Annotated in this window: 22 protein-coding genes and 1 tRNA gene; 7 read left to right on the forward strand and 16 right to left on the reverse strand. The window is 44.4% G+C overall.

All coding sequences use genetic code 11. The features are described 5' to 3' along the window. Positions 1-75: 75 nt before the first annotated feature. Complete coding sequence (locus BLQ60_RS04935) at positions 76-3471, reverse strand: Rne/Rng family ribonuclease (protein ID WP_092616848.1); 3396 nt, start codon at positions 3469-3471, stop codon at positions 76-78. A 1059-nt stretch (positions 3472-4530) separates the two neighbouring features. Here BLQ60_RS04935 and BLQ60_RS04940 point away from each other — a divergent pair. Together BLQ60_RS04940 and BLQ60_RS04945 are read left to right on the forward strand one after the other, a co-directional pair. Continuing rightward, entirely contained in the window at positions 4531-5541 is a 1011-nt protein-coding gene (locus BLQ60_RS04940; protein ID WP_092616850.1) for an RluA family pseudouridine synthase, read from the forward strand. Between the two features lie 100 nt (positions 5542-5641). Then, on the forward strand, positions 5642-6289 hold the full coding sequence (locus tag BLQ60_RS04945; protein ID WP_092617421.1) for an HAD-IA family hydrolase: 648 nt from the start codon (positions 5642-5644) through the stop codon (positions 6287-6289). A gap of 28 nt (positions 6290-6317) precedes the next feature. On the opposite strand, the gene tatC is transcribed toward BLQ60_RS04945, so the two are convergent. From tatC to tatA, 3 genes are all read right to left on the reverse strand, one after another. Then, positions 6318-7031 carry a twin-arginine translocase subunit TatC gene (gene tatC, locus BLQ60_RS04950; RefSeq protein WP_092617424.1) on the reverse strand — a complete coding sequence of 238 codons (714 nt, stop codon included), beginning with the start codon at positions 7029-7031 and terminating at the stop codon, positions 6318-6320. A gap of 125 nt (positions 7032-7156) precedes the next feature. Then, positions 7157-7585, reverse strand: a complete 429-nt coding sequence (tatB, locus tag BLQ60_RS04955) for a Sec-independent protein translocase protein TatB (RefSeq protein ID WP_092616852.1) — start codon at positions 7583-7585, stop codon at positions 7157-7159. Positions 7586-7626: 41 nt separating this feature from the next. Next, positions 7627-7848 (reverse strand): Sec-independent protein translocase subunit TatA, encoded by a 222-nt coding sequence (gene tatA, locus BLQ60_RS04960; protein ID WP_092616854.1) that lies wholly within the window; start codon positions 7846-7848, stop codon positions 7627-7629. 426 nt (positions 7849-8274) lie between these two features. Between tatA and BLQ60_RS04965 the strand changes: the two genes are divergently transcribed. Continuing rightward, on the forward strand, positions 8275-9147 hold the full coding sequence (locus BLQ60_RS04965; RefSeq protein ID WP_092616856.1) for an intradiol ring-cleavage dioxygenase: 873 nt from the start codon (positions 8275-8277) through the stop codon (positions 9145-9147). A 73-nt stretch (positions 9148-9220) separates the two neighbouring features. On the opposite strand, the gene BLQ60_RS04970 is transcribed toward BLQ60_RS04965, so the two are convergent. The 7 genes from BLQ60_RS04970 to BLQ60_RS05000 all read right to left on the reverse strand — a co-directional run bounded on the left by BLQ60_RS04970 (position 9221) and on the right by BLQ60_RS05000 (position 13001). Further along, positions 9221-9616, reverse strand: coding sequence for a DoxX-like family protein (locus BLQ60_RS04970; protein ID WP_092616858.1), 396 nt, complete (start codon positions 9614-9616; stop codon positions 9221-9223). A 10-nt stretch (positions 9617-9626) separates the two neighbouring features. Continuing rightward, on the reverse strand, positions 9627-10100 hold the full coding sequence (locus tag BLQ60_RS04975; RefSeq protein ID WP_092616860.1) for a thiol-disulfide oxidoreductase DCC family protein: 474 nt from the start codon (positions 10098-10100) through the stop codon (positions 9627-9629). Positions 10101-10306: 206 nt separating this feature from the next. Beyond that, positions 10307-10561 (reverse strand): hypothetical protein, encoded by a 255-nt coding sequence (locus BLQ60_RS04980; RefSeq protein ID WP_092616862.1) that lies wholly within the window; start codon positions 10559-10561, stop codon positions 10307-10309. Positions 10562-10585: 24 nt separating this feature from the next. After that, positions 10586-10954 (reverse strand): DUF4870 family protein, encoded by a 369-nt coding sequence (locus BLQ60_RS04985; protein WP_378235228.1) that lies wholly within the window; start codon positions 10952-10954, stop codon positions 10586-10588. Between the two features lie 2 nt (positions 10955-10956). Next, positions 10957-11379 carry a hypothetical protein gene (locus BLQ60_RS04990; protein WP_092616866.1) on the reverse strand — a complete coding sequence of 141 codons (423 nt, stop codon included), beginning with the start codon at positions 11377-11379 and terminating at the stop codon, positions 10957-10959. 36 nt (positions 11380-11415) lie between these two features. Continuing rightward, the gene (locus BLQ60_RS04995; RefSeq protein WP_092616868.1) at positions 11416-12048 is read right to left on the reverse strand and encodes a DUF1294 domain-containing protein; all 633 of its coding nucleotides are present in this window, start codon (positions 12046-12048) and stop codon (positions 11416-11418) included. Next, positions 12048-13001, reverse strand: coding sequence for a homoserine kinase (locus tag BLQ60_RS05000; RefSeq protein ID WP_092616870.1), 954 nt, complete (start codon positions 12999-13001; stop codon positions 12048-12050). The genes BLQ60_RS04995 and BLQ60_RS05000 overlap by 1 nt, the downstream gene beginning before the upstream one ends. A gap of 157 nt (positions 13002-13158) precedes the next feature. Between BLQ60_RS05000 and hisF the strand changes: the two genes are divergently transcribed. Further along, positions 13159-13917: an imidazole glycerol phosphate synthase subunit HisF gene (hisF, locus tag BLQ60_RS05005; RefSeq protein ID WP_092616872.1), complete on the forward strand. Its 759-nt coding sequence runs from the start codon at positions 13159-13161 to the stop codon at positions 13915-13917. 399 nt (positions 13918-14316) lie between these two features. Here the strand turns inward: hisF and aqpZ are convergent, their stop codons facing one another. Beyond that, positions 14317-15030, reverse strand: coding sequence for an aquaporin Z (gene aqpZ, locus BLQ60_RS05010; RefSeq protein ID WP_092616874.1), 714 nt, complete (start codon positions 15028-15030; stop codon positions 14317-14319). Positions 15031-15244: 214 nt separating this feature from the next. Here aqpZ and BLQ60_RS05015 point away from each other — a divergent pair, with 214 nt between their 5' ends. Next, complete coding sequence (locus tag BLQ60_RS05015) at positions 15245-15523, forward strand: hypothetical protein (protein ID WP_092616876.1); 279 nt, start codon at positions 15245-15247, stop codon at positions 15521-15523. A 93-nt stretch (positions 15524-15616) separates the two neighbouring features. On the opposite strand, the gene BLQ60_RS05020 is transcribed toward BLQ60_RS05015, so the two are convergent. Continuing rightward, a complete protein-coding gene (locus BLQ60_RS05020; protein ID WP_092616878.1) occupies positions 15617-15892 on the reverse strand; it encodes a hypothetical protein in 276 nt (91 codons plus the stop codon). Between the two features lie 79 nt (positions 15893-15971). Next, positions 15972-17096: a DNA/RNA non-specific endonuclease gene (locus tag BLQ60_RS05025; RefSeq protein ID WP_171259050.1), complete on the reverse strand. Its 1125-nt coding sequence runs from the start codon at positions 17094-17096 to the stop codon at positions 15972-15974. Positions 17097-17549: 453 nt separating this feature from the next. Between BLQ60_RS05025 and BLQ60_RS05035 the strand changes: the two genes are divergently transcribed. Then, positions 17550-18626: a hypothetical protein gene (locus tag BLQ60_RS05035; protein WP_092616884.1), complete on the forward strand. Its 1077-nt coding sequence runs from the start codon at positions 17550-17552 to the stop codon at positions 18624-18626. Positions 18627-18753: 127 nt separating this feature from the next. On the opposite strand, the gene BLQ60_RS05040 is transcribed toward BLQ60_RS05035, so the two are convergent. Beyond that, positions 18754-20625, reverse strand: a complete 1872-nt coding sequence (locus BLQ60_RS05040; RefSeq protein ID WP_092616887.1) for a potassium transporter Kup — start codon at positions 20623-20625, stop codon at positions 18754-18756. Between the two features lie 111 nt (positions 20626-20736). Here BLQ60_RS05040 and BLQ60_RS05045 point away from each other — a divergent pair. Beyond that, positions 20737-20826: transfer RNA gene (locus BLQ60_RS05045), tRNA-Ser, on the forward strand. A gap of 421 nt (positions 20827-21247) precedes the next feature. On the opposite strand, the gene BLQ60_RS05050 is transcribed toward BLQ60_RS05045, so the two are convergent. Continuing rightward, positions 21248-22984 carry a fructose-specific PTS transporter subunit EIIC gene (locus tag BLQ60_RS05050; RefSeq protein ID WP_092616889.1) on the reverse strand — a complete coding sequence of 579 codons (1737 nt, stop codon included), beginning with the start codon at positions 22982-22984 and terminating at the stop codon, positions 21248-21250. Positions 22985-22986: the final 2 nt, after the last annotated feature.

The following is a 22986-nucleotide window of genomic DNA, read 5'->3' on the forward strand; positions in this document are numbered from 1 at the left end:
AATCATTCACGGCGCAATGACTATACTAAATAAAAAAGCTCAATACTTGACTGGTCAGTATTGAGCTTCTCGATCTTAGCTTTGATCAGTGCTTGGGCTGACTTTTTTCGGTGGTCGACCTCGAGGGCGACGTGGACGAGCAGGTTTGTCCTCATCGCTTTTGGCTTTACGAGTGCGTGTTGCTTTTTTCTCTGACTCTGACTCAGCTGGTGTTTCATGCTCTAGCGCTGATTCTGTTGCTGTTTCAGCTTCAGATTCTGCTGGAGCTTGCGTGTCAGCTTCAACTTCAGGGATCGCATCATGCGGTGCTTCAGTCGATGCTGGCGCTTGCTCAGCTGGTGCTAACGCAAGATCTTCCTGTGCTGTCGGCTCTACAGTCACAGATGTGCTGCTTGCTGTCGCATCAGTTGTAGCGTCAGCATCAACCACAGTCTGGGTGTTTTCTGCACCTGACTCAGTGCTTTGCGCTGCAAGTTTGCGCTTTTCACGAGGGTCATTGCTCAGGCGAACACTTGGCTCAGGTGGTGTTAAAGATAATGCTTCAACAGGCTCCTGATTTTGCTCACGAGGCAATTCGACATCACGGGTCACTGGGCCGGTGTAGACATCCTCATCATCCTCAGCAATTACCGCTGATTGGAATGCTTCGGTGTGCTTAGTTACGGCACGATTGAAGGTTGGAATCAGACCAAACTGTTCAATCAAAACATTACAATCTTCACCGTAAACATGACGAATCAAGCCAACCACACTAAACTGCGCTAAGCTCGCCAATGATTTGGCGTTTAGTGGCGCTTTTTCAGTGCTTTGTTGTGCACGTTTTTGTGCTTTGAGACGGCGCTTTTCACGTGGATCATTGCTGGCACGTGTTGCTGGTTCGTCTTGAGCTTGCTCTTGCACAGACTCAGTTGGGCGATCTTGCTGAGATTTGCCTTTCTTTTTGCCTTTTTGCGCATTGCTGCGTGTTTGAGCTGGCTGTTGCTCATTTTGCACATCGTCTTGCGCTGTAACATTGTGTGTCACAGACTGCGGTTCGACTGATGTTTCGATCGCAGCGACTGGCGGTGTGCTGTTCGAGCGTTCTAAGGCAACGATTTCAGTTTGTGCTGTATCGGTATTGACCAGCATCGCTGTTGGTAAAATCTCCGAAGTGCCTTGCTCAAAGGTTTGCACATTGATGCTGTCATCGCTATTTTCAGCCGATTCATTCAAGACACTGCTGTCACGTTCACGTTGCGGACGTGGTGGGCGATTTTGATTGCGCTCACGACGAGGCACCGCATTTTGCTGACGGTTGTCGTTTTGCTCTTGATCGCCATTTTGCTTATTGCGACGATCATTTCGAGGTTTGCGCTGGTTCTGTTCAGCTTGCTCGGCATTGCGTCCATTACGATTGTCATTGCGTGAGTCGTTACGCTGTTCACGATTGTCGCTACGCTGTTCGTCACGCTCACGTTGCTCACGTGAATCTGTACGTTGCTCCGTGCGTTGCTCTTGACGATCAGTGCGCTGATCTTTGCGCTTACGTTTGTCTTTACGACGTGAACGATCTTCGTTGTCCGTCGTTTCAGACGCTGGTGCATTTGGATTCAGATAAGCATTGTTGGTTTGCGCCGATTGCTCGATGCTTGCACTATCAATTTGACCAAACTGACCACGGCTCACCGCACCCGCATTGACCATTTGCTCAATCGCTGCCGCCGCATTTTGTGCACTGCGTGCTTGATCGGTGGTTTTGGCTTGTTTAGGGACAAACAAGTTTTCTAACCAAGCGCATGGGCTACTACTTTGTGCAGGTGTTGTAGGTGCTGATGTAACAGGTGCAGGCGCAGCAGTTTGTTTCGAGTTGTTTTTGTTGGCGCTTTTTGCTGGTACGTTAGCGCTATCAATAGGCGTATTTTGTGCAACATGAGTTGCTTCTTCAATATGCCATGTCGAAGATTCATAACCGATGTCTTTTTCGCTTGAACGTGTTGCTTCAGTACGTTCATAGCTAGTCGGTGCATAGCCTTCAGGATTGTATTGGATTTCGTAATGTGGCGTTTCTAAGTGTGGATGTGGCAATACAGTGACACGCACACCCGAAGTTTGCTCGAGATAAACCAAGCTATGACGCTTTTCATTAAGCAAGAATGCTGCGATTTCCACAGGCACTTCGATTTGCACTTCACCTTGACGGTGTTGGAGCGCAATCTCTTCGACTTTACGCATGATCGACAATGACAATGAGCGTTGATCCCGCACCATGCCTGTACCATGACAGCGAGGGCAGACGTAGCCAGTAGACTCTTCGAGCGATGGGCGTAGGCGTTGACGGCTCATTTCCATCAAGCCAAAACGTGACAATTGACCAAATTGGATACGAGCACGGTCACTTTGCGTGGCTTCACGCAGTTTCGCTTCAACCATACGTTGGTTGCGTTCACGACCCATGTCGATGAAGTCGATCACGATCAAACCGCCCATATCACGTAGGCGCAATTGACGAGCAATCTCTTCAGCAGCTTCAAGGTTGGTGTGAAGCGCTGTGTCTTCCACATCTTGACCACGAGTGGCTTTTGCCGAGTTGATGTCGATTGCCACCAATGCTTCGGTTTGATCAATCACGATCGAACCACCTGATGGCAACTTCACTTCACGCTCATATGCAGTTTGGATTTGGCTTTCAACACCAAAATGCGCAAACAATGGATCGTTTAAAGTATAGGTTTTTAATTTGTCTAATTGATTTGGCATCACTGCTTTGACGAAGTTATAGGCTTCGTTATAGGCATTTTCGCTATCAATCAAAATTTCTGCGACGTCATCACGCAGATAGTCACGGATGGCACGGGTCACTACACCTGCTTCTTGATGCACGAGCATCGGCGATGGACCATTTTTTGCTGAGTTTTGGATTTGATTCCAAAGATCGAGCAAGTGTTGCAAATCGAGTTGTAATTCTTCTTTGCTTCGACCAATCCCTGCGGTGCGGATGATCAAGCTCATGCCACGAGGTAGATTGAGTGAGGCTAAAATTTCTTTCAATTCTTCACGTGTCGAACCTGAAATCTGACGGCTGATACCGCCACCTTTCGGGTTGTTTGGCATCAACACCAAATAACGACCTGCAAGTGAAATATAGGTCGAAAGTGCAGCACCTTTGTTGCCACGCTCTTCTTTTTCCACTTGTACCAAAAGCTCAGTGCCTTCAGTAATCAGTTCACGAATATTGTGGTTTTGGCGAGGGTCGCCTTGTAGATAAGAATGTGCGATTTCACGTAAAGACAAGAAGCCTTGACGACCTGCGCCGTATTCTACAAAGACTGCTTCTAAAGAGGGTTCTACTCGGGTCACATGACCTTTATAGATGTTTGATTTTTTCTGTTCACGCGTGCGATTTTCAAGGTCAAAATCATACAGACGATTGTCTGTGACAAGTGCAACACGAACTTCTTCGGCATGTGTTGCATTGATCAACATACGTTTCATGGGTGTAATACCTAATCAAGGATGACCCAAACGCATCAACACCACATTAATAATTCAATGATCATAGCAAGCGAAAAGTTTTGAATAGATGTTCTTTACATCGTTTTGTTCAAATCGTTTTCGCAATGTTGCGACAGTGGAGATCGACGGTACATTTTTCGATTGTAAAAATGAAACTGTCTAATCCTGTGTCTGCATACTGTTGCCAAGTCTCTGTTGAGATTCGTTGCAACGATATTCACTGGGGGACGCATTGTATTTAAGGTGACTATCTATTCGCTATTTGCTATTCACAATTTGCGATAAGACGCATGGATTTAGACATTAAGAATGACGTTGTAAGCGTTAAATCGTTAAATCTAAATCATTCGATCTTTTGCTAGTCATTTCTCTCAAGCCACGGAATGCTCATCGTGGCGAGGGCTAACAAACCTTAAATGATCAAATGGGTTGCCTGAATATCTTGCGTGGTGCAATGTGTCTGATGCAATCCGTTATCAATTAAACTAACTTCACGATTGATTGGTCGTTGGTTAGCGACATTTGCATGCTGTGCGGTGAACATGGTTAAAATAAACACATGCACATCACAGTTTTGCCGATATAATCTGCCATCGGCTTAGGCATAATCTTTGAGGACCGACACGTCATCTTATGTGCATCTATCGTCTTATTTTTTCAAAAGAAGATATATTATGATGGACGGTGACGTTGGTATCCGTGCGCTGAATATAGCAAATACATCGCCATCTGCCTATATGATATTTGCGATTAATTGATGTTATTTGCTTAAAAGATAGGCAAAAATTGCGAAATTGTGCCGTATCCGTGACTTAATCAGAATCTGATTGAAATATCGTTGTAAAATATTGATCTTGAAAGATCGCTACGCCCAAGCGTTCAAATCCTGCCCATGAATAAGTTGTGAGTTTAATGCGCCCATCTAAGTTTACCTCGTCTTCAAAAACGTCCGCTTCAAAAGCACGATCTTCAAACGCAGGATCTTCAAATTCGTCGTCCTCAAAGCGTTCGACTTTTAAATCCTCGCCATCAAAATCAGTGCCTTTAAAATCAGCACCTTCAAGACCTGCAAAGTTTGAAGAAGAAAAGTTAGAACAAGAAAAAGCTGATGTCGATACAGCAGGCGCATGGCAAAGCGTGACGTGGATTGATGTGACGGAACATCATGAAGGACAGCGCATTGATAACTTCCTCTTTCGCACCTTAAAAGGTGTGCCGAAAAGTCGCATTTACCGACTGATTCGTGAAGGTGAAGTACGGGTCAATAAAAAACGCATTAAAGCAGAAACCAAGCTCAATATTGGCGATCAAATCCGTATCGCACCGATTCGTATGCAACAGCAAGAAGATCATGCACCGATCGGCGATAGTGTGGCGCAAGGTTTATTGGCTCGCATCATCTATGAAGATGAAGGCTTGATCGTGGTCAATAAGCCGTCAGGCATTGCGGTACATGGTGGTAGCGGTGTGGCGTATGGTTTGATCGAAGCGATGCGCCAAGCCACAGGAAAAAAATATTTAGAATTGATTCATCGTATTGACCGTGATACCTCAGGCTTGGTGATGATTTCCAAAAAGCGTTCTGTACTGAAAACGCTACAAGATGATTTGCGAGAACATCGCATCAAAAAGACTTATGCGGCGATCGTGAAAGGCGTGGTGGCTTTAGACAAGCAATTGATTGATGCGCCATTGTTACGTTATGAACTGAATAATGGCGAACGTCGTGTTCGTGTATCCAAAGAAGGTAAGCCTAGCCAAACCCAGTGGAATGTGGTTGAGCGCTATACTGGAGCGACGCTGATTCATGCATCGCCATTGTCTGGGCGTACTCATCAAATCCGTGTGCATGGTTTGAGTATTGGACATCCCTTGGTTGGCGATGATAAATATGGGCATCAAGTGCCGTTTTCTCATCACGATGTCAAGCGACTCTGCCTACATGCCATGCGTTTGGAAATACCGAATTATCCTGTGATCGAAGCGCCGTTACCCGATGATATGCAGAAGTTGATTAAAAGTCTGAGTAAGTCATCAGACAGCAATTGAAATCGATTAGCTTATGAAATGAATTTGGACGAGATAGATTTTACTGATGAATGATTTAAGCCAATTTTCTCCCGATGTAGACACGACAAGCGCATTGGATATGCAAAATATTGATCTGATCATTTTTGATTGGGATGGGACGTTGTTTGATTCTGTTGGTCAAATTGTCCGAAGTTTGCAATTTGCCGCACAACAGTTTCAACAACCGCTGTTAGACGATGATGCAAAAAGTGTGATTGGACTTGGCTTACCTGAAGTGATGCAACGCCTATTCCCACAAGTGCCTGAATTACACGAACAGATTCTAACTGACTATGCACAGCATTATGTCGCAAACTCAGGCAGTGATGTGTGGTTTGATGGTGTGGCGGAATTGCTTGATGTCTTAAAAGCACAAGGCAAATTGCTCGCTGTCGCTACAGGGAAAAGCCGTAAAGGGCTTGATCGGGTACTTGCGCAGACACAAAGTGAAGACATATTTGTCGCAACACGTGCCGCCAGTGAAACACGCTCGAAGCCTGATCCCTCGATGCTTCAAGAAATCTTAAATGTGACTGGTGTGCCTGCAGATCGTGCCTTGATGGTCGGTGATACCAGTTATGATTTGGAAATGGCACAGAAAATCAATATGCCTAGAGTCGGTGTGAGCTATGGCGTGCATGCAGTAGAGGTACTTGAGCGATTTGCACCTGTGGCGATTGTGGGTTCTGTGGCGGAACTGCGTACGTGCTTGTTGAAGCAGAGATAATACTGTGTGGAAAAGAAAACAATGACCTTTAAGGCTGAACCGTTTTCTTTTCCAACATTCTGCCAAAAAACAATCCACATTCAAACAATAACCACATGATGGTAGCAAGCAGTGCCATACTCAGTGCATCAGGCGGTGTGACGAACATGGCGATGGTAAAGCATCCCACAATAATATAACGGCGTTTTGCTGCCAAGTCTTGGGTGCTGATCAAACCAGTTAAAATCAAAATCAAGGTGGCAATGGGCACTTCAAAGGTCAGCCCAAACACTAAAAACAACTTTAAACAGAAACTTAAATAGCTATTGATGTCGGTCATCGGTGCCACACTGTCGGGTGTCGCATGAATGAAAAACGACAACACCGCAGGCAAAGTCACAAAGAAAGCACAAGCAATCCCCACATAAAATAAGACAAAACTGCTGACCACCAGCGGAATCGCAATGTGTCGTTCTCGTTGATATAAGGCAGGCGCAATAAAGCCCCAAACCTGATAGAGCAAGTACGGCATGGCAAGAATCACTGCGACAAAGGCATTGAGCTTAAATGGTGCCATAAATGTGGCAGTGACATCCGTGGCGATCATACTGGAGTCGCTTGGAAGCAATGCACGAAGTGGTGCAGACAGCATTTCATAGAGTTGATCGGCAAAGGGCAGTAGCGCAAAAAAGATCAATAGCACCACCACAAACATCCGAATCAAGCGCTGACGTAAATCCTGTAAATGCGCAATAATGCTCATCGAAGCTAGCGCATTCGGGTTTGGTGGTGCTAGGTTTGGCAAGGTCGCAGAGGGTGGCTGTGTCTTGGTTGTTTGTGCCTTGGCTGATGCTTGTGTGCTAGCCGTGGACTGCGCAGAGGGTTCTGTCATGACAGTTCCTCCTGCTTTGGCATCACGATGTTTTGTGTGATGTCTAGAAAGGTGTCTTGTGCGGTTGGCGATGAGGTTGAGCTGTTTGATATTGTGTTATTAGATATTGCGCTGTTTGATATAGGCGGACTAGATTGCGCTTTGCGTGCCTTGAGCTGTTCCATATCGAGGCTCATTTTTTGCAGTTCTTCTCGCATGCGTTGCTCAGTCTGTTTGATGTGTTCAAGCTCTTGTTGCATCTGTTGTCTGAGTTCGTCCAACTTCAACTCTTGATCAATACTGTGCTGAATATCGCTAACTAAGCGTTTTGATTTGGCATAAAAACATCCCAACGCACGCATCGCTGTCGGGAGCTTTTCAGGACCAAGCACGATCAGCGCAATGGCGCCGAGCAGGAGTAACTCACTGAATCCAATATCAAACATCTTGCCATCTACTGTGAAGCATGAACGATAGTCTCAGGGCTTTAAGATGCATTGGAGTGGTCTTTGACCACGCGGGCTTCGCTGTCGATGGCGTGTTGGTGTTTTTGTTGATCCAATTTTGCATCTTCATCTTTGACCGAGTTTTTAAAATCTTTGACTGCACCGCCAAGATCTCGACCTAAATTTTTCAGTTTTGAGGTGCCGAATAACAGCACAACGACAATCAATAAAAGCGCAATGTGCCAAATAGAGAGTCCAGCCATGAGAATGATCCTTTCGCTTTAAAAAAAGATAGACTAAAAAAACATCATGGATGCGAATGTGATGCAATGTAACGAAATAAAATTGGTGTGTAATGATTTGTTGCAAAACAAGATGCATTTTGCGAATGAATTTGTTCATTCTTGGTATTTTTATTAGTTTGGCTAAATAATCTATTTTCTTAATATGTGATTCTTCAATCTAAATTTTAAGATTCAGTAAGATAAGATTGCTTGCTAAATTTCCGCTGAATCGAATATTAAGCATAATTAATAAACAGATTTGTTGCAGTGCTGTTTATTTCTCCATAATGTTCACATGACATTACCGAAGCTGGCATTTTTATCTACGCTTTTCTTTTTTAATGCTCAAGTTAAAACCAAAAAGTCAAATGCCAATTTTGGCGGATTAGCCAAGTGGAGATCGATATGAATCATGAGGAAACACACGTGGTGGACTCAATGGGGCTTGCGCAAGATATTCAGCAGATGTTGAATAAGCAATTGTCCCGACGAGATGCCTTACTTTGGGGTGTTGGGGGAACGGCTGCTTTATTGATGGGCTGTGGCGGTGGAGATGGTGGTGATAGTTATAGCAGTTCATCATCCAGTTCGAGTGGTTCGTCTAGCTCAAGCGGTTCATCGGGTTCGGGCAGTTCGTCAAGTAGTTGTTCCGAAATTCCAACTGAGACCGAAGGGCCTTATCCTGCCGATGGGCATGTCTCGAGCATTAATGCCTTAACCCGCTCAGGTATTGTGCGCAGTGACCTTACCTCGAGTTTGTATACGGGCAATAGCGTTGATGGCGTACCGCTAACGCTTGCGATTAAACTGGTCGATATTAATGACAATTGTAGTGCGCTGACCGATTATGCGATTTATGTTTGGCATTGCACCCCAGATGGTGAGTATTCTTTATATTCATCAGGGGTGACCGATGAAGACTATTTGCGTGGCGTGCAAGCGACAGATAGCAACGGTATGCTGTATTTTGATACGGTATTTCCAGGTTGTTATGAAGGGCGTTGGCCACATATTCACTTCGAGGTCTTTCCAAGTGTGAGCGTAGCAACCACCTATCGCAATCAGCTCAAAACCTCACAATTCGCCTTGCCTGAAGATGCTTGTGATGAGGTGTATAGCAACTCGGACTTGTACAGCAGTAGCCAAACACCATTTAGCCGAATTTCATTATCCAACGACAATGTGTTTAATGATGGCTATTCACTGCAAATGATGGATCTTTCAGGCAGTGTATCAGCAGGTTATGTGGCAACGATCGTGGTCGGTGTTTCGGCATAATATGCTTGAAGTTGTTTGAAAAATAGCCGTCAATTGATGGCTATTTTTTATAGGTGGCTATTTCAGGTCAAGTTTATTGTGAGTCGAATTTATTATCGGGATATTCACGGAAAAGTTGTAATGCCACTACAGAAAGCGCTGCCATCGCCACATTCATCACCACAGGATTAAATGCGCCGATCAAATGTTTTGGAAAAATCATCATCACGCCAAGAAGTAAAGCAATCATGCCGATAATATTGGAATAATGCAAAATCCGATGTGGATAAACGAGAAACAATACGCCAAAAATAATTTCGATCACACCGCTCGTTTTACCCAGCAAAATCGCCGTTTCTGTCGATGTACCAAACCACTGCCAAATGGCAACTTCATCTGCACTTGTCCAGAGCAATTTCGGCACTAAGCCTTGATAAATCCATAAGAAGGCTAAACTGTAATGAATCAAACGCAGGGGATTATTTTTCATATGAATGAGTTTAAGTCGTTGCTGGCACGGATGGGCGCAGATCGTTTTTTAAAAGCAAATAGTTTTCTAAAAAATGTTGCTGATGCTTTGGCTCAGGCAACGCACAACTTCTCTGTCCAAACCAACGATAGCGGTTTCTAGCGACAAAGCGATACAGTGGATCACGCAGCATTTTTGGTGTGATCAAACCCAGCTGTACGGCTGACCACGGCAAGTGCAAATTTTGCATGATTTTTAGAAATGCGGTGGATTGATCATAAGCCGTGCCACGATCGATAAACAGCATGGTATCGAAGTCTGTGGTGGAATAGCCAAAGTGGGCAAGCAACTGCTGACCGAGGGGCGACTGCACACTTGCCAGTTTGAACTTTGCCTTGCGATCGACTTGAATCAGGAAATTCGCCCATGTGTCACAGATCACGCAGGTCGCATCGAATAGTACGATTTGGAATGCATCAAAATGTTCAAACTCGACTAGACTCATGGTGGTCTCCGTGCGTTTTCTGTAAATGATTTTACTTATAAGAAAATTGTATCAGAGTTGATTGCTTCATCCTATTTAAGTATGTGTTGTTTCGACTGCAATGAGTATTGATGAGGCTCGTGATAAGTAAATTTGTTTCATCAATGAAATTGGTATTGAACCTGAGAAATGTTGTTTTTTAAACAAAGACAATAGTTTGATTAATCCTAGAAAATTACTGATTCTTCCGCCATTTTTTCCATGCGTAATAGATCAACATACCGAAAGGTAAAATCAAAAAAAATGCACCAAAACCAAAAAAACACGTAGGCTGCATAAATATTTGCAACTGCAAAAAATAGAAGTAAAAGAATCAATTGTCCTATCATTTCACCAAATAATCCGCAAATGGCTTGCTTCCATTTATTCGGTCTTTTTTCGCTTTTATTATTCTGTGAATCTTTTTCGCTATTTGTAGTCACGTTTATTTCTCTTGCTGAAAAATGTTAATACATTGCCTCATCATTACTCAGCGCAATCAAGCCACGTATCGCACGATACACACTCCACACCCACGCCAAGCCGATAATGACTAAACAAATCGTAGGTGCAAACACCGCCCACCATGCCGATTGATAGACAAAAACCACAAGAAACAAACTGGCAAAGCCAATCACATTCCACAGCAGATACCACCAAAAACCTCGAATCTGCCAAAGGAAATGACTTTCTAAAAATGTGCCTTTGACACTAGAAAATTTGACATGGTTAATGATGATAGCGATCACTGCCAAGATGCCCGCACTAAAGATCGCAGCGAGATATAAGCCGTACAGTAAGTAGGTGAGATTTTTCTGATCTTGAATGTTGTTCAAAATTATTCCTCTGAATTAGTTTGCTGATTCAATTCATTTAATACGTCGATTGCTAAAGAACCCCAAGTCGCACCTTTGCCACGTTGATGAGCATTAACTTCATAACGATCGGTGATATTGCGAAATACATAGACTTGAAGGAGTGCTGTGCGGTCAGGATTAAAGTCAATATCAAATTCATAAAATTGATAGTCAGGCGTCAGTATGATTCCCTCATCGGTGCTTCCTCCAAGACTGTCTTGTTCATATTCTAGAAAAATTGAGTGCTCAACATCTATATGGTGCTGAATGGCGATTTCACGTAGTAATTCAGGAACACCCTGTTTACGCCAATATAGGGCTTCTTGATAGATACGATGTTTGCTAATAAAGTTTTGCTCTTGGACATTGAGCTGTCGTTTTTTGAGTAATTTTTCAATATCCATGACAATGCTCTTTTTCATTCCATTTGAATATTACACTTAAAACACTCTCAGCATAAACACACTAAACGCCAGCAATGCAATATGCGCCACGATACTCAGATAATAGTATTGTTTAAACGGTTGTTTCTGTGTCTTATGGTGAAAGTGCTTCATGGCAAACCACGCCGCCGTCCAACCACCCAACGCACACATGAGCAGTAAATGCTGTTCGGAAATCCGTTGATCGCCTTGCATCGCCGCTTTTTTGTCTTGATAAAAAATCCAGTAACAATAGCTATTCACCAGCATAATCACCAACAACGTAAACGGCGGAAGCTGTCCATAGGCTGCGGTGACAAACAGCACCACCCAATACACCAACATGGCGAGATACATCGGATGCCATGCAAAACGCTTTTTCGGTGCGCTGGAAAAAGGTTGGCTGTTCGGATTGTGGCTAAAGACTTGCTTGGCTTTGACGTAGCGTACATTGCGGGCTTGCGGTCGAGATTGATCGTCGATGCCCAGCTCATACTCCACCACACAGCCCTCAATCGGTCGAGGACCACTACGCTCAAAGGCACTAATGTGCAGAAACACACGCTGATGCTTGGGATCGCTAATGCCCTGAATAAAGCCGTAGCCTTGCTCATCGTGCCATTCGATCAAACGTCCTTGATAGCGTGCCATTACAATGCGTACTCTATGTTTAAACGGTCATGGGTCATATTGCGCATCTCTTGTGGATCTTTCTGTAGAATTTCTGTGCCAGTGCGTCCTTCATTGCGATTGCGCTCAGCAACTTGCAAACGAGAAATCCAAAAACGACAAGCTGCCATCGCAAAATAAGTTTGTAAGCACGCTTTTTCATCATCAGTCAACGCACGCACCGCTTGATAAGCATTTAAAAATGCCTGTGCTTTTTCCATATCTAAAGACACATCGGGATAATCACTACAGAAATCATTCATCGTGATACTAATATCCAGCAACAACTGATCATAGCTCAGCTCAGAAAAATCTAAAATTCCTGACAACGAGTCGCCGACATACAGGCTGTTATCACGGAACAAATCGGCATGAATCAAACCATAGGGACGATTCGGATAGGCATCAAACATCTGTTCATACTGTGCAAAGACTTGAGTGAGTAACGCTTGATCGGCTTCATTCATTTTTGCATACAGCTCATGCGCAGTCGCAGCCCACCATGTATGGTCATGATTATTTTTGCGTTGTAATGGATAATTTTGCAGTGCCAAATGCATCTTCGCCAAGGCTTCACCCATTGCCGCAACTTGTGCGACCGTAGACGGCATGGGATGCTTGCCAGCGATACGTGGCGCAATTTGTGCAGGTTTGCCGACGATGCTATGAATTGGTTGATCATTAAAAGTTAAGGGTACAGCAACAGCAATGCCGTGTTGCTCAAGATGTTGCAACACAGGGAATAGTTCGGCAGCTGCATTTAGGTCTAATTCTTCAAACACCGTGAGTACAAATTCTTGACCATTTTTTGCAGTAATAAAATAATTGGTGTTTTCAATGCCGCCTTGAATCGGTTCGATCTCGATAATCTCCAAGCCATATTGCATGGCGAAAGTGTGTACTTGTTCAAGATTGAGTTGGGTATAGACGGACATAACGATGAAAACTCTAGGCATACAGAATATTTTTGCTAGAATAACCGCTTCTTGCGTCAAGGTGTAGTCTTTGCGCATAGAACGCTAAAGTTCTTTAAAATGATGATCTTTAAAAGATCAGATTTTGCCGTCAAAATATGTTGCTGAGAATCAAGCTATGTTAGCAAAACGAATTATTCCGTGTTTGGATGTAGACAATGGGCGTGTGGTCAAAGGCGTTCAGTTTTTGGATATTCGTGATGCCGGTGATCCTGTGGAAGTGGCACGTCGCTACAATGAGCAAGGTGCCGATGAGATTACTTTCTTAGACATTACAGCAACCCATCATGGTCGTGATACGACGTACAAAACCGTAGAACGTATGGCGGAAACGGTATTTGTTCCACTCACCGTTGGCGGTGGTGTGCGTAAGATTGAAGATATTCGATTGTTGCTCAATGCAGGTGCGGATAAAGTCAGTATTAATTCGGCGGCGGTATTCAATCCTGAATTTGTGGCTGAAGCATCGAGTCGTTTTGGCGCGCAGTGCATCGTGGTGGCGATTGATGCCAAGAAAGTCGCTGAGAATAAATGGGAAATTTTCACTCACGGTGGACGTAAGCCGACGGGGATTGATGCGATTGAATGGTCAGTGAAAATGGCAGAGTTTGGCGCTGGCGAATTGCTGGTGACCAGTATGGATGCCGATGGAACGAAGGCAGGCTATGACATTGGATTGATGCGTGCGATTAACGATCGCGTGACGATTCCGACCATTGCTTCGGGTGGTGTGGGGAATCTGCAACACATGGCAGATGGGATTTTGCAGGGTGGGGCGGATGCAGTTTTAGCAGCGTCGATTTTCCACTTTGGGCAACATAGCATTCCTGAAGCCAAAGCCTTTCTTGCGGCGCAAGGTATTGAGATGCGCTTATAACTTAGAAAGATTCTGCAAAAAGATAAACCCTCTGTGGCGAACCATTGAGGGTTTTGTCTTTTAAGCAACTTATATTTGATCATTCGATGAAGTATGTTCTTTGCAGTATTGAAAAGCAGGACATTTTAGGCGAGTTATTGTGGTGTATGTTAAAAGTCAGAAGTAACCTTCGGTTGGACCTACTTTTCTTTCGGGAAAATGAGAAACTCAGTTTCGCAAGAAAACCATTTGTCAGCCACAAACTCGGTCATACAATGGAATGTTTCCAATGCCTTGAAAAACGTAATTTTGCTAAATCTTGCGGAATATATTCCTCATGCCCTCGAACAGTGTGGCTGACGTTTTCACGAATTAGCTAATTTCTACTCATCTTATTCCAAACAAAGGTGAAGCAGATAGTTATTGATCAAAGCCTTCCAGATTTTCTTTCGGTGCGTCATCGACCAAACGATAGAGCAATGCACCAATGACACCACCGACGATCGGTGCAACCCAGAACAACCACAGTTGGCTCATTGCCGCAGTTTCAGCGAACAATGCCACACCTGTACTACGTGCAGGATTCACAGAGGTGTTGGTGATTGGAATACTGATCAAGTGGATCAGCGTCAAACCCAAACCAATCGCAATCGGTGCAAAACCGACAGGCGCACGGTGATGGGTTGAACCCATAATGATAAATAAGAAAATCGCCGTCAAAATTACTTCAGTCAGTAGCGCTGACATCATCGAGTATTTGCCAGGGGATAAATCGCCAAAACCATTGCTGGCAAAACCACCGACACCTGCAAAGTCTGCTTGACCTTGAACAATCACGAACAGCATTAAACCTGCCAAACATGCACCCAAAGTCTGCGCAATAATATAAGGCACAATATCTGCTGTATTAAAACGACCACCCGCCCAAAGACCGACCGTGACCGCAGGATTAAAATGTCCACCAGAAATCCGACCTACTGCATAGGCTGCTGTGAGTACCGTTAGACCAAATGCAAGCGCAACACCTGCAAAGCCAATACCGAGCTCAGGATATGCAGCTGCAAAAATCGCACTACCGCATCCACCAAAGACCAACCAGAACGTGCCGATCAATTCTGCCAAAAGTTTTTTCATTGTATGACCCACTGTGCAAATGAAAGCTGAATGTCAATAGACCCTAATTTACATCGCAAAATGTAATTATTCTGTGAGATATTTCACGGATGTAGTGTAGGTGAATGACTTATCTAAAGTAAAGTGATTTGTTTTGTGCGTTCTCATGCAGTTTCATCAAAGGTTCATCAAACGCATTTTATAATACGTCATCTCCTGATTGTGGAGGTATGGGATGCGACAACACATCATGACTTTGGATGATATTTCATTACGTTATCAAGAACTCATTGATAAAACAGATGCCCCGAAAATTGAAAACTTGACCAATTGGGGCAGACATCGATTGTTTTTGGCAAAATATTTTAAGATTCACGATGGGCAATATACACCACATCGTATTATCGTTGAGTTTCATGCCAGAGCATTTGCGCTAGATACTACGCAAGCGCCTGATTTTTTGGATCAGAATAATTATATCCAGTGGCTACAACAGCAGTTGAGTCATGAATAAGTTGTGGCTTGGATTGCCTTGCAATATCGCAGAATGCCAAAATACTGAAAAATAATAAAATATTTTTAAAGAATCAGCAGTTTGCAAATTGTTTTAATCCGCATCACGATCTGTGTGGTCATTTAAAAATGGATTCTGAATCCGTTCTGCCTCAGGGATTTTAGATTGATTTTCGGACAAATCCTGTCGCTGTAAATAGTCGACCGTATCTTGCAGAATTTTTAACAAGGTCTGGGCATCCGACAAACCTTGCGCTGTGACTTTGATTTGCAAACTGCCATAAATCGAGAGCCGATCACCTTGATTCTCAATGGTGAGATTGTCAATCGCCGTGCTTTGATCGTGGTTGGCAAAGGCTTGAAAGGTCATGGATCGCTCCTGATTTTTGAATAGGCAATTTGGGCAATGTTATTAGAAATCCCTCTTTTAAAAACAGTTTATTGTAGCGCTATTCCTGCGAGTTATTGAGCTTTAGCCAACGAATCACTGCCAAAAGCCATTTATTCATACTGACACCATATTCTTGACGGCTTTCTTTTTGGCTACTCGGCAGTTGTTCGATGACCTCATGGCTGAGTTTGCCTTCGCTGACCATTTTTTCCAAAGTTTTTAAATCCAGGCTTTTTAAATCAATGTTCTTCAAATTGGTGATTTCATTGTCGTGACTTTGATTTTTGACAAAGGTTTTTTGCGTTGCCAAGATTTGTTCCGCTTCAACGGTCGGCGCACATTGACTGTGCATATCGGTGTTTAGATATTGTGGATGTTTTTTGGCTTTGACTTGGTTGGTTCGGCGGGGCAGTTGATACACCTGACGCTTGGATTGTTCATCGACCCGAGGGAAGAGATTGATGCCAATCTTTTCTTCCAAAGCGCAGATACTCATCACCTGCGCTTGGCGTGTACTATCGTTTGGGCTCAGGTAAGCGCTGGCAAGTCCAATGCGTGGGAAATAAATGGCTTTAAAAACATGACTTGGCACCAGTACATCATGTCCTTTTTTGACATAGCGCACGGTCGGTTCGAGATAAGCTGGCCCTGTAATGATGTAGCCATCGAGTTTGTATTTGCTGACCATGGCACGGGTGGCTTCTTCGATCTCACGCCATGTATTTTGGTTATTATCTGAGGCTTGCGGGACGATGTTACTCAGTGCAAAACTTTGATATTGTGAGTTTTTATTATTCATATCGGCATTCGGTGCCATGTGACCCCGATCATAGCCTGAGCCACGATAGTCGTCCAAAGTGGCTTGTATGCTGACAGGCAGTCGACTATCTTCGTGAAAATTATCTTCACGCTTGATGCGAATGCTGAGGCGTTCTGGGGTGAGTTTTTCAGCCACCCAAATCGGTGTTTTGGAGACGCCTGAATAATTTACACTAAAGCCTTGATTGCACAGTGGATAGCTATTTACTGCCAATTTCTGATTGATCAGCTCAGGTGCAGCTTGCGCATAAAATTGATCGAGGCACAATTCCTGATGAAAGGGTAAATATTGCCCAGCGTTCAACTGTGGTAAAGCAAAAACCACGGGGAGCAAGGAGAAGAGTGAAACGAGAATTTTTTTCAAAAGCACACACTGTAGCAAATACAAAAATGATGTATTGGTAATCTGAACACACTACAAATACAACGCAAGCCACCTATTTGGCAGACCTATTAAAATCTTAACAATCAAACTTTACCAAGTATATGCATTTGTCTGGATTTACTCACCTTTGCTACACAATTGCTGTGCTTTTGAACAACTTGACTGCTACAAAGTTAACAGAGGGCTGATCTAAGCTGAGCTCAACTTGAAACATGAATAAATCGTGCCCTGTGTTGCTCGGATGCCATTTCAAGATTTTTGTGCGTTGTAAATGCGATACATCGCCCAAAAAAATTGAAGTCGAGCGCACTCAAATTCAAGTTAAGTGATTTTCCAAAAATCCATGTAATGAAATGCGCATTGCATCGTTTTGGGAAGTGCTTTTATAAAATTCTTGGATTTGGGGCTGATCCAGAACATTGGAGAATAAAGATGTCAAATTTAAATATGAACAGTCAACGTCGCTTGAGCAAATTGTCTTTAGGTCTGAGTGCAATCGCTACGGCGATGTTTGCCAGTGCTGCATTTGCAGAGCCACCGATTCAAGCAGGCGATACGCTGGAAAGTCTGTCTAAAGCGACTGTGCAAACCACCATTAACGGACAACCAGGTTCACTTGAACAAATGGGTATTCCGAAAGAGGTGATTGCACAAGCCATTGCACAAAATGCAGTGATTGACTTACAAGCACGTACTTTGACGCCGATCAGTGCGCCGACTCAAGCACCGAATCAAGCAACTGCTGATATGGCAGCACCACAATCGGCAATGCAAGCGAACCCTACAGATGCCAATATGGATCCATCGCAACAGATGGGCGCAGAACAGACAGCGCAAAGCACAATGGCTGAGCCAACATCTGCCGAGATGTCTCAAGGTGTTGAACAGCAGGCTTTGGCGAGCTCAAGTGCAGAGACACCTGTGAATATGGCACCTGCTGATATGAGTGTACAAAATGAAGCCCCTGTCGTCGATGATGCATCGGTACAGCAAGCACAGCAAGTGGCGCAAAATGTCGAAGCGATCGATAGCACCGCAACAGACGCTGAAATGATGGCGCAAGCAGGTCAGGCGAGCGAACAGGCTGTTGATCAACAGCAGGCAGCGATGGCTGAAGCGCAAAACCAATTGGCGCAAGAACAGCAACAATTACAAGCACAAGGTCAAGTGGCACAAGATGCTACTGTGCAAACAGCTTCAGAACAAGTAGCTACCGAACAAACCGCAATGGCGCAAGCATCTGAACAAAGCCTTGATCAAGGTACAGTCGATGATGCACAAGTGAGTGCGGCGGTTGATTCTGCGATCAACGAAGCAGACCAAACAGTGGCAACTGCACAAGCGGATGTGGTGAATGCAGATCCAAATGCAGCTGCATTGATGCCTGAGGCTGATCAAAATGCAATTGATCCGAATGCACAAGCACTGCCAGCTGAAGACAGCAACCAAGTGGACGAGGCAACGCAATTGGCTGACCCAGATGTTGATGCAACAGCGCCATTGCAATAATTGACGTATGGTATCGATTTCATACCGAAATCAATAAAAGCACAAAGCCCCGATTGTTCGGGGCTTTGTATTGTTTAATTGAATAAATCATTCTCAGAAACAACACAATTAAATGATTTCTAAATGGTTAAATCTCAATTTGTCCGCCTAGCTCGACCACACGATTACTCGGGATTTGATAGAAATCACTGACGGCACTGGTATTACGTTGCATGGAGATAAACAGTTTTTCACGCCACGGCGCCATGCCTTCACCGACTTTAGAAATGACACGGTCACGTGAGATAAAGAAGCTGATTTGCATCATGTTATATTCCAGCTTAAGCTGTTCATAGACTTGCTCTAAGGCTTGCGGAATATCAGGCTCATCTTTAAAACCGTAGTATACATACACTTTAATGAAGCGCTCATCCAAAGTCTTAACAAAAATTCGTTCAGCATCATCGACATAAGGCACATCACGGGTAATTACGGTGATGAGAAAATTCAACTCGTGCAAAATTTTATTGTGTTTCAGATTATGCAACATAGCGTGTGGGACGATCTTTGGTGTGCTGGTCAGGAAGATGGCTTGACCAGGTACGATTTGTACGCTATTGCCCAGATGGTTGATAAAGGTATCGAGTGGCAGCGCATCACGTTGTAGATTTTCAAACATCAACTCACGACCACGTTTCCACGTCATCAGCAGGGTGAAAACCACGCCGCCGATGGCAAGTGTGACCCAGCCACCATCAGGAATTTTCAGCGAAGTCGCACTGACAAAGATCAGATCGAGTACGAAAAATGGCGTCATGATCAGCACAGTTTTGTAGATCGGCCAACGCCAATAATTATGCGCCAAAATGGTAATCAAAATCGTACCGCATAACATGGTACTGGTCACAGCCACGCCGTATGCGCTAGCAAGGTTGGTGCTGTTTTCAAACAGAATCACAATGATAAATACCGCAATAAACAGCGTCCAGTTCAAAAAAGGCACATAAATTTGCCCTTGCTCAGACTCTGAGGTTTGCTGAATGGATAAACGTGGCAAATAACCGAGCTGTATGGCTTGCTTTGCCATGGAGAAAATCCCTGTGATCATGGCTTGTGATGCGATGATGGCAGCAATGGTTGCTAAGCCGATCATTGGATACAGTCCCCATTCAGGCACCATCAGATAAAATGGATTCTCAATCGCTTCAGGGCGTCGTAGTAACAAAGCGCCTTGACCAGCATAATTCAAAAGCAAACAAGGAAGCACCACACTAAACCAAGCCAAACGGATCGGTGCAGGACCAAAATGCCCAAGATCGGCATAGAGCGCTTCACCACCCGTAATGGTAAGAATGACTGCGCTCATGGTGAAGAATGACACCAGTGGATGATGCCAAACGAATTCCGCTGCCCAATGTGGACTGACCATACCAAGTACGATCGGCGTTTGAATCACACTCCACAAGCCAAGACCACCTAGCGATAAAAACCATAGCAAGGTGACAGGACCAAAAAACTTGCCCATCACCGCAGTACCATGACGTTGGATCATAAAGAGTCCAGTCAAAATACCCAGTGCAATCGGGATAATCCAATCATTAAAAATCGGTGTAGCGATACTCAAGCCTTCGATCGCAGACAACACCGAAATTGCAGGGGTAATAATGCCGTCGCCAAAAAATAATGAAGCGCCCACAAAGCCACAGGCAATGATGGCGAGTTTATATTTCGGGGTCAGATTTTGATTGCGCAGATTCAAAGCCAAAAGCGACATGATGCCACCTTCACCATTGTTATCGGCACGCATGATGATACTGACGTATTTGATGCTGATGGTGATGGTCATACACCAAAAGATCAGCGACAGAATTCCCATGATGCTTTCGACATTGACACTGATATGGGCAGCTGCAAAACATTGTTTGATGGCGTACAGTGGACTCGTCCCAATGTCTCCGAAAACAACGCCAAGGGCGGCAAGTGTCATTGCGGGAAGGGCAGCTTTTTTGACTTGACTCATAAATATAAAATCAATGCTTTTGGTATATCTGGCAATGTTAGCACTGTTTTTTATTTATTGTGCAATTCACTTGGCTTTCATTGCAAATTTCGCTATCATCGCTGACCTTACGGTGAGGTGTCCGAGTGGCTGAAGGAGCACGCCTGGAAAGTGTGTATACGTTTGCGCGTATCGAGGGTTCGAATCCCTCTCTCACCGCCATTTTGCAAAAGCATACAACGACATAATGCTACTTAAGGCTTGAATTTACTAGGGTTCAAGCCTTTTTTGTGTCTGTGGTAACGACATACATCCCCTTGTAATCGTTGGTATTTTTGTTGATATAAATTCATACCAATAGTTTTATACCAACACATTGGCGTCAAACCTTTATGCTGACTGATGTACGGCGAAGAAAAATCAAGCCCAGTACCAACGGACTGTGATTGAACATCTTGGCGGTATATTTGGCGGTATAAAATTCACCCCTTAAATTTATACCCCCAAATGATGGTGTAATGTCTATTCTGTCTATGGATTGAACGGTCGTATATAGACGGCGCTAGACATCATTTTTATTTCCTTGTTGCCATAAAAAAACTGACTTAAAAAAGTCAGTTTTCAACGTCACATCCAAGAGAAATTAAACTTTTGCAAGGGCACTGTCAGTTTGCGGTAGGCGTTTTTTGACCAGCGCATAGGCAACACCAGTCACCAGACTTCCTGCGGCGATCGCAATCAAATATTTCAATGGATAATTCATCGCATTTGGGATAATCAAGACCATCACCCCGCCATGTGGCGTCACCAATTGACATTTAAATAAAGCCACCAAAGCGCCTGTCACCGCACCACCTGCAATGGCACATGGAATCACACGTAACGGATCTTTTGCCGCAAAGGGAATCGCCCCTTCAGAAATAAAGCATAAGCCAAGTACCACAGCCGCTTTACCCGCATCTTGTTCGGCTTTGGCAAATTTACTTTTTGCCAAAAAGGTGGCAATCGCCATACCCAGTGGCGGCACCATGCCACCTGCCATGGTCATCGCCATCGGCTCATAGCTTTGCGTGGTCAATAGCCCAACGGTAAAGGCATACGCCGCTTTATTGATTGGACCGCCCAAGTCGATACACATCATACTACTCAAGATAATACCCATAATCACCGCATTGGTGGTGCCCATATTGGCAAGGAAATCGGTGAGTAGTGCAAAGAGCTGTGCCACAGGTTGACCGACGATATAGATCATGATTAGACCCACCGCCGAACTCGCCAAAAGTGGAATAATCAAAATCGGCTTTAAGGCCTCTAAACTGCTTGGTAGTTTCAATTTCTTGGATAAAAATAACGCAATATAACCCGCAATAAAGCCCGCAACTAAACCACCCAAAAATCCCGCTTCAAGCTGTGTGGCGAGTAAGCCACCGATCAATCCAGGGGTGAGTCCTGGGCGATCTGCGATGGAATAGGCGATATAACCCGCCAACATCGGCACCATCAAAGTAAAAGCAGCTAAACCGATTTGCTTAAGCGAAAAGGCAAAGCTCCCTTCAACGGGATTGAGTCCAAAAATAAAGGAAATCGCAATGATCAAACCACCTGCGACCACCATCGGCAACATGAACGACACACCTGTTAACAGATGCTTGTAGACGCCCGTTTTTTCTTTTTTGTCACTCTCAGCAGTGCTATTTTGCTGTTTGCCAGCTTCTAGCACTTTGGCTTCGGCAATGGCTTGAGCAAAGGCTTTGTCGGTTTGTTTGAGCGCAAAACCTGTACCACAGCGATACACTCGCTTGCCCACGAAGCGATCGGTATTCACCTCAATATCGGTGGCGAGAATCACCACATCAGCATTGGCAATACTTTCTGCCGAGAGAATATTTTTCGCACCAACCGAACCTTGGGTTTCCACATCGATCTGATAACCATGCTTGACTGCGCCTTGTTGCAAGGCTTCGGCAGCCATAAAGGTATGAGCAACCCCCGTTGGACAAGCGGTAATTGCGACAAAACGTGTTGCTGTAGTATCGTCACTGAGCATGTCATTACTGACTAACTCATCGACTGTACCAGCATGCGCTAAAGCCTGTTGCAGTACCGTGTCGGCGTCTTGCTGTGCACTGTCTAAGCGAACCACAGCAACTTTTTGCGCACTGAATTGTGCTGTTTGAGCGGGCTTTTGACCCACAAAAAGCACCGTATCGATGTTCAGCAGATCAGCATCGGAAAGACCAAGATCGTCCGCAGAGGTTGCTACACGACTGTTCATCCCTTGCGCTGTCGCCACTTTTGCCAATTTCTTTGCCAAGATCACTGCATTAATCGGCTGCTCAGGACTATGTGGCACAAATAAAATATGTTTCATCTCTTGCATCG

It is taken from the genome of Acinetobacter marinus (assembly GCF_900096915.1).
Classification (GTDB): domain Bacteria; phylum Pseudomonadota; class Gammaproteobacteria; order Pseudomonadales; family Moraxellaceae; genus Acinetobacter; species Acinetobacter marinus.